The organism is Bacillus sp. 05T31, assembly GCF_056396725.1.
In genome coordinates, this window is the sequence record NZ_JBFTMA010001306.1 from 1 (window position 1) to 533 (window position 533).

The window sequence follows — 533 nt, forward strand, 5'->3', positions numbered from 1 at the left end:
AGGTAATGCTTTAGTTGCTTGTGCAGAGTCGAAACCTTTTGCTCCCATCTCTGCAAAAGCCGCTGCAACTTGCCCTGTAGAATAAACAGAGCTTTTGGCCATATCCAAAATTGCACCTTTCACTTGACCATAATCACCTTGCGTTAATACTGCCGCTTTGCGGGTTTGCGATTCAAATTCACGTGAATTTTTAATCATATTTCCTAAAGCATAAGCCGAAGCCGTTGCCGCTGGACCAAAAGCATTCTGCATTGTTTGCCCGGCTTGTTGGATTCGTCTACCCATTTCAACAGCGTGATTACCTACTTCTTGAAACCTAGCACGCCAACCAGAATAATCGGGCGGCGGTGGAGGAGCCGGAGCTGGCGGTAATGGTGGTGGTGATGGAGGTCGTGGTGGCGGTGGAGTAGGAGGTGGCTGACTGATATGCCTAAAAAAATTATTCCAGGCCTGTGTAGCCTGACCTAGGTTCCCAATTAAATTAGATATATCCGCAATCACCTGAGTTTCTACTTTGTTCTGACTCATTCACC

General features: G+C 46.9%; 1 pseudogene. It reads right to left on the reverse strand.

What is annotated here, in order from left to right:
- A pseudogene (locus AC1DJR_RS33050) lies at positions 1–501 on the reverse strand (phage tail tape measure protein); the annotation flags it as partial.
- Positions 502–533: the final 32 nt, after the last annotated feature.